This is a genomic window from Kitasatospora saccharophila, from assembly GCF_039529925.1.
In the GTDB taxonomy this organism is placed as follows: domain Bacteria; phylum Actinomycetota; class Actinomycetes; order Streptomycetales; family Streptomycetaceae; genus Kitasatospora; species Kitasatospora saccharophila.
This window is the reverse complement of sequence record NZ_BAAANS010000059.1, coordinates 41,504-48,506: the sequence shown is the minus strand read 5'-3', so window position 1 is coordinate 48,506 and position 7,003 is coordinate 41,504. Positions and strand designations below refer to the sequence as shown.

Sequence of the window (7,003 nt, the reverse complement as noted above, 5' to 3'; positions counted from 1 at the left end):
CCCCGACGAGCTACCTCGCCGGCCTCCACCTTCGAGGCGCGATGATCTGGATCAAGGACCTCACCAGAATCGCCACTTGATCACGACCAAATACGCGTCCTAGCCCGGTAGCCCGGTAATCCTGCCGGGGCCGGGCCCGGGGCCGGAACGGCGGACGGCCACCCGCCGGAGAGGCGGGGGCGGCCCCGTTCAGTGCCCCCGTTCACCGCCGTGGCCCGGCCCGGAGCCGCCGCCGGGCTGGGCGGCCAGGGTCTGGGTGGCGATCACCGCGGCCTGCACACGGCGTTCGACGCCGAGCTTGGCGAGCAGCCGCGAGATGTGGTTCTTCACGGTCTTCTCGGCCAGGAACACCCGCTCGCCGATCTGCCGGTTGGTGAGCCCTTCGCCGATCAGCGCCAGGATCTCCCGCTCCCGGTCGGTCAGCTGCGGGAACTCCGGCGCGGGCGCGGGCGCCTCGCCGCGCAGCCGGGCCATCAGCCGGGTCGCCGCGCCCGGGTCGAGCATCGACTGCCCGGAGGCGACCGTGCGGATCGCGGTGACCAGGTCGGTGCCGCTGATCTGCTTGAGCACGTAGCCCGCCGCGCCCGCCATGATCGAGTCGAGCAGCGCCTCCTCGTCGTCGAAGGAGGTGAGCATCAGGCAGGCCAGTTGCGGCATCCGCGAGCGCAGTTCCCGGCAGACCGTCACGCCGTCGCCGTCCGGCAGCCGCATGTCCAGCACCGCGACGTCCGGGCGCAGCGCGGGCACCCGGGCCAGCGCCTGCTCGACCGTCCCGGCCTCGCCGACCACCTGGAGGTCCGGCTCCGAATCCAGCAGGTCGTGCACCCCGCGGCGGACCACCTCGTGGTCGTCCAGCAGGAACACCCTGATCGGCGCCGAACCCTCGGACATGGCAGCAACTCCTCCTCGCAGATCCCTACACCCGGCAGTCTGCCAAACCCCACCCGTCCACCGACAGGGCTACCCGCCCCCGACCCCGTTCCGGACGCGGTCCCGACCGGTCCCCGACACGGTCCCGACCGGCCCTTGACGCTTTCCGCCCGGACGTGCTCGAACCGCCTCCGGTTCCGCTCGGCTCAGCGCTCCCCGGCCCCGCCCCGCACCCCACCGTCGCCACCGCCACCACCGCCGCCGCCGTCCCCGCCGTCCGACCAGGGCAGCGCCCGCCCCGACCAGAGCGGCTCCACCCGCCGCCACGAACGCGCCCAGGAGTCCGTCGCCCGCCGCTCCAGCACCCGCAGCCGCCAGCGCAGCCCGAACGCCCCGCCGGCCGCCACCGCCCCGAACGCCAGCAGCCCCAGCACCGCCCGGTCCACCACCCCGTACGGCGCGGCCACCAGGTCCGCCGGGAGCAGCCAGGACGGGAGCAGCCAGGACGGGAACGACCAGGACGGGAACGGTCGCCCCGGGACGCACCCGGCCGCCGCCGCACCGGCGACCAGGCCCGCCGCCGAGGTGCAGCACGCCAGGGCGACCGCCCGCCGCCGGGCTCGGTCCACCCCGCGGCGGAGCGGGTTGCACCGCGCACCCCGGCCCCGCCAGTGGTGCGCCTCCTGACGGCGGTCGAGCCGGCGGCGGGTCAGCAGGCGCACGGACGGGCGGCGCGGGTGGGGCACGCGCGGATTCCTCTCCTCGGCGGGGCGACCGGCCCCCCGTGGGCGGTCGCGCCGCTGGCAGCGTGTCGAAGCCGCGCGGCGCGCGGATAGGGCCGGGCGGTCCCCCCGGCGGGGCCGATGGTCCCGAAACGGGCGAAACGCCACAAGTCGCAGTGCGGGGGCAAACCGTACGCCAACCCCGTCCCAAGGGCCCGTCAACGCCCCGGGACCGGTGCGCCGCTGGGCCGAAGGGTGGGGCTACGCTCCAGCCTGCCCCGGTCGGCGGCGGACGTGACCTACATTGACGTGGGAGTTCGCCCCGCGGGCCGGACCCTCCGGCGGCCCGGGGCACCCCGCGTCCCGACAGGAGTCAGCACAGTGGTCGATCCCGCCCCCGCGGACGGAGGAACGGCCCGGCAGCGGCTCCGCGCCTGGCTGCTCGAAGGTCTGTCCGACATGGCCAAGCAGCACCCCGGCCCGCACGCCCAGGCCACCGACCAGCAGCACGGCCAGCGCTGGTGGAGGGTGATGTGCCTGACCGGCCTCGACTACTTCTCCACCCTCGGCTACCAGCCCGGCATCGCCGCGCTCGCCGCCGGACTGCTCTCCCCGGTCGCCACCGTCGTGCTGGTGCTGGTCACCCTGTGCGGCGCGCTGCCGGTCTACCGCCGGGTCGCCCGGGAGAGCCCGCACGGCGAGGGCTCGATCGCCATGCTGGAGCGGCTGCTGTCGTTCTGGAAGGGCAAGCTGTTCGTCCTCGCGCTGCTCGGCTTCGCCGCCACCGACTTCCTGATCACCATCACGCTGTCCGCCGCCGACGCCACCGCCCACCTGGTGGAGAACCCGCACCTGCGCAGCGCGCTCGGCGGTCACCAGGTGCTGATCACCCTGCTGCTGGTCGCCGCCCTCGGCGCGGTCTTCCTCAAGGGCTTCAGCGAGGCCATCGGCGTCGCGGTCGTCCTGGTCGGCGTCTACCTGGCGCTGAACGTGGTGGTGGTCGCCGTCGGCCTGTGGCACGTGGTCAGCGCCCCCTCCCTGGTCACCGACTGGACGCACGCCCTGACCCTGGAGCACGGCAACCCGGTCGCGATGATCGGCGTCGCCCTGGTGGTCTTCCCCAAGCTCGCCCTCGGCCTGTCCGGCTTCGAGACCGGTGTCGCGGTCATGCCGCACATCGAGGGCGACCCGGACGACACCGAGGAGCGCCCCACCGGACGCATCCGCGGCGCCCGCAAGCTGCTCACCACCGCCGCCGTGATCATGAGCTGCTTCCTGATCACCACCAGCTTCATCACCACCCTGCTGATCCCCGCCGACGAGTTCGAACCCGGCGGCGCCGCCAACGGCCGCGCCCTGGCCTACCTCGCCCACCACTACCTCGGCGGCGCCTTCGGCTCGGTCTACGACCTCTCCACCATCGCCATCCTGTGGTTCGCCGGCGCCTCCGCGATGGCCGGCCTGCTGAACCTGATGCCCCGCTACCTGCCCCGCTACGGCATGGCCCCGCACTGGGCCCGCGCGGTGCGCCCGATGGTGCTGGTGCTCACCGCGATCGCCTTCCTGGTCACCTGGCTGTTCGACGCCAACGTCGACAAGCAGGGCGGCGCGTACGCCACCGGCGTGCTGGTGCTGATCACCTCCGCGGCGATCGCCGTCACCATCGCCGCCCGGGCCGCCCGCCAGCGCGGCTGGACCATCGGCTTCGCGGTGATCGCCGCGGTCTTCCTCTACACCACCGCCGTCAACATCGCCGAACGCCCCGACGGCGTCAAGATCGGCGCCTGCTTCATCGCCGGCATCGTGCTGGTCTCGCTCGCCTCCCGGCTCGCCCGCGCCTTCGAACTCCGGGTCACCGACGTGCAGTTGGACGAGGTCGCGGAACGCTTCGTGCGCGACACCGCGCACCGCACGATCCGCTTCATCGCCAACGAACCGGCCGGGCGCGACCTCGCCGAGTACCGCGACAAGGTGCACCAGATCCGCGCCGACAACGACATCCCGGTCGAGGACGACCTGGTCTTCGTCGAGGTCACCGTCCTCGACCCGTCCGACTTCGAGGCCGAACTGCACGTGCGCGGCGAGGTCCTGCACGACCGCTACCGGGTCCTCACCCTGGAGCACTCCAGCATCCCCAACGCGCTCGCCGCGATACTGCTGCACGTGCGCGACACCACCGGCGAACTCCCGCACATCTACTTCGAGTGGACCGAGGGCAGCCCGTTCGCCCAGTTCCTGCGCTTCTTCCTGTTCGGCCAGGGCGAGGTCGCCCCCGTCACCCGCGAGGTGCTCCGCGAGGCCGAACCCGACCGGGGCCGCCGCCCCCGGGTCCACGTCGGCTGACCCCGGCCGGGGCCCGGGCGTCATGGCCCGACCGGCACCCAGGCCCCGACGCCGAGCTTCCCCGTCGTCCCCAGGTCCAGCTCCGGCGTCACCATCACCGGCGCCGCGCCCGGTGTCGCCCGCACCCGCGCGTACGGGGCGTTCACCGGATCGGACGAGGCGTCGTTCGTGTTGCGCCACACCAGGGACGAACGGGCCCGGCCGCCCGGCGGGACGGTGAAGCGGCTCGCCGGCGCGTCCGCACCCGTCCCCGTCGCGATCGCCGAACCGCCCTCCAGCGTCCGCACCCCCGGCACCGCGGCGTGCGCCTCGTCCAGCACCTCCACCTGGGGGAACCCGTCCAGCACGAGGTCCCCCGTCCCGCAGTTCTCCAGGTGCAGCCCCACCACCCGCAGCCCCATCGCCGCGTCCCCCCGGTCCGCGTACACCCGCACCCCCGAGGCCGGGCACGCCCCGCCCTCCGACGGCGCCTCGGCCGTCGGCACGCTGCGCACCCGTACGACCTTCACCCCGGGGGCCGGCCGGGCTGCCCCGGACGGGCCCGAGGAGCTCGGCGCGACGCTCACCAACGGGTCCGGCCGCACCGGGCCGGTCGGGACGCCGCCCACCGGCCGGTCCGGTTCCACCGGGCCGCCGGTCAGCTGGACCCGCCCCCGCACCGACGCCCCCGGGGCCAGCGCCCGCTGCGTCACCGACGGGTCCACCGACAGCCGTCCCCCGCTGCCCGACCAGCCGAACAGCACCGCCACGTCGGCGGGTTCGGAGCCCCGGTTGGTCACCTCGTACTCCAGGCAGTCCGCGCTCACCGCGACGATCCGCACCGGCTCCCGCACCCACCCCGCCGGCGCCGCCGTCGGCGCCACCCCGCACGGCCCCGCGCTCCCCGAAGCCGAAGCCGCCGCCGTCCCGCCGCCGGGCCCCGCGGTCGACCCGCAGCCCACCACCGCCCCCGCCGCGACCACGACGCCCACACCCACCCGAACCGCCCGCATCAGAACCATTCGGAGAGTCGACCACGAACCGCCCCCGTCGGCCGTGACCCGGGTCACACCCGGTGCAACAGCCCTGCAACGGTCGCGAACCGCGCCCCGGCCGGGCCCGGGCCGCACCGGGGCCAACTCGCCCGCCCCGAGCGGGTTCCGGGGATCCGGGGTCGGCGGCAGGTGCGGTGACCGCCCGTCACGGCCCGCCAACAGCCGTCCCAGGCAGGCGACTTGCCCAACTCCCGTCAGCTGTGCGGGAGTTCGCGGCCGCCCCGAGCACCCGGGCCGGGCCACCCCGCTCAGAACGGCAGCGAGTGCAGCCGCACCGTCCCGTCCCCGGGCCAGCGGGCCCCCGGCGCCAAGCCGGTCCACATCGCCCCGAGCCGGACGGCCTCCGGCCCCGCCGGCTGTTCGGCCGTCACCGGGCCCGGCAGCGCCGTCCACCCCAGGTGCGCGTACAGCGGGGCCCGGTCCGGCAGGCAGAACAGCATCGCGTACCCGAGCCCGTCGGCCCGCGCCGCGTCCAGCGCCGCCGCGACGACGGCCCGGGCCAGCCCGTGGCCGCGCCAGCGCGGCGCGACCAGCACCCCGCCGATCCCCGCCACCTCGAAGCGCCGCCCGCCGGCCTCGACCGGCGCCACCACGGACCCGGCGTGCGCCACCGGCCGGCCGTCCAGGAGCACCCCGAAGTGCCGGTCCTTCGGTCGCCAACTGCCCCCGACCGCCGCCACCTCGAACGGGTCCTCCGACTCGCCCAGCTCCTGCAGCGCGGGCCAGCCGCCCCACTGCGCCAGCTCGGTCGCCGCCGTGAAGTCCGGTCGATCCGCCACCGCCACCACCCTCCGCTCCCGCTCGGTCCGTTCCCCGTTCCGCCCGGGGTCAGCAGTCGCAGCCGCAGTCGCAGCCGTCGCACCCGTCGCAGCCGCAACTGCTGCAGCACCCGTCGTCCCCGCAGCAGTCGCAGCAGTTGCTGCAGCAGTCGCACCCGTCGCAGCAGTCGCAGCCGTTGCGCTGGCAGAAGCCCTCGCGCCGCTCGCGGGTGAACGGGTCGTCGTGGCTGCAGCACAGCAACTGGCAGGTGCAGGCCATCGTCGCCCACACCGCGCAGCCCGGGATCAGCGAACGCGGCTGCTTCGGCTTCCCGGAGTCGTGCGAGTGGTCCGGGGACGACGGGGCGTGGGGATCGGTGCCGGGCGGGGAGGTGCCGGCGTTGGCGCAGGCGTGGTGGCCGCGGCGCCCGAAGACCCGGTCCACGGCCTCGCCGGTCTCGTGCGCGAGCAGCCGGTGGACGAGGGCGCGGTCGGTGAACTCCACCTCGTCGAGCGCGAGCCGGATGCCGTGGACGGCGTCCCGGCAGAGGCGTTCGGCCTCGTCCCGGGGCGTGCCGGTGACGGTGAGCGGGTTCCACAGCCCGCGGGCCTCGTCGTCCGCGCGGTCCTCGGCGGCGTCCAGCAGGTGGGCGAGCCGGCCGAAGAGGCGTCCGGCTTCGGCGAGCGCGTCGGCGTTGCCGGGGCGTCCGGCGAGGACGGCGGTGTGGGCGAAGGCGGCGGCGGTGGCCTCCTCGGTGGGCGCGGTGGCCAGCAGCAGCGGTCCGCCCGCGGTGACGGCGGCCTCGGCGGCCTCCTGCCGCCCGGCGGCGGCCAGCAGGACGCCGGTGTCGAAGCCGACGACGGCGGCGCTGCCCGCGCTCTGCCGGTCCCAGCGCCGGGTGACCCGGCGGGCCCCGGCGGCGACGGTGCGGCGGGCGAACAGCCCGTCACCGTCCTGGACGTGGTCGCGGACCTTCACCGAGGCCAGCGCCAGCGACACCGCCGCCGCCAGGCGGGCCCCCTCACCGCGGGCGACGGGCGCGCTGCGCATGCCGCGCAGCGGGCACGGCCCGGCGGTGCGGCGGTCCGCGGACTTCGGGGACTGGGCTTCGACCAGGACGGATATCACCAGGCCGTCGTAGTTGGTGGCCGTCCGCGCCAACTGCCCGTGGTCGTCGCGCAGCGCGAGGCACAGCCCGCACAGGTGGGCCATCCAGGAGGCGTGCAGCCGCTCCGACAGCCGGTGCCGACACGGCCTGATGATTCCGAACACGCC

At 75.5% G+C, this 7,003-nt stretch carries 6 protein-coding genes; 1 reads left to right on the top strand and 5 read right to left on the bottom strand.

The annotated features are described in order from the left end of the window. Positions 1-189: 189 nt before the first annotated feature. Positions 190-891: a response regulator gene (locus ABD345_RS32070; RefSeq protein WP_344557298.1), complete on the bottom strand. Its 702-nt coding sequence runs from the start codon at positions 889-891 to the stop codon at positions 190-192. 185 nt (positions 892-1,076) lie between these two features. Next, a complete protein-coding gene (locus ABD345_RS32065) occupies positions 1,077-1,616 on the bottom strand; it encodes a hypothetical protein (protein WP_344557297.1) in 540 nt (179 codons plus the stop codon). Between the two features lie 435 nt (positions 1,617-2,051). Between ABD345_RS32065 and ABD345_RS32060 the strand changes: the two genes are divergently transcribed. Next, positions 2,052-3,935 carry an APC family permease gene (locus ABD345_RS32060; RefSeq protein ID WP_344557299.1) on the top strand — a complete coding sequence of 628 codons (1,884 nt, stop codon included), beginning with the start codon at positions 2,052-2,054 and terminating at the stop codon, positions 3,933-3,935. Between the two features lie 20 nt (positions 3,936-3,955). On the opposite strand, the gene ABD345_RS32055 is transcribed toward ABD345_RS32060, so the two are convergent. The 3 genes from ABD345_RS32055 to ABD345_RS32045 all read right to left on the bottom strand — a co-directional run bounded on the left by ABD345_RS32055 (position 3,956) and on the right by ABD345_RS32045 (position 7,000). Continuing rightward, entirely contained in the window at positions 3,956-4,741 is a 786-nt protein-coding gene (locus tag ABD345_RS32055; protein ID WP_344557296.1) for a DUF4232 domain-containing protein, read from the bottom strand. Between the two features lie 476 nt (positions 4,742-5,217). Continuing rightward, a complete protein-coding gene (locus ABD345_RS32050) occupies positions 5,218-5,748 on the bottom strand; it encodes a GNAT family N-acetyltransferase (protein ID WP_344557295.1) in 531 nt (176 codons plus the stop codon). A 49-nt stretch (positions 5,749-5,797) separates the two neighbouring features. Next, a complete protein-coding gene (locus ABD345_RS32045; protein ID WP_344557294.1) occupies positions 5,798-7,000 on the bottom strand; it encodes a DUF5685 family protein in 1,203 nt (400 codons plus the stop codon). Positions 7,001-7,003: the final 3 nt, after the last annotated feature.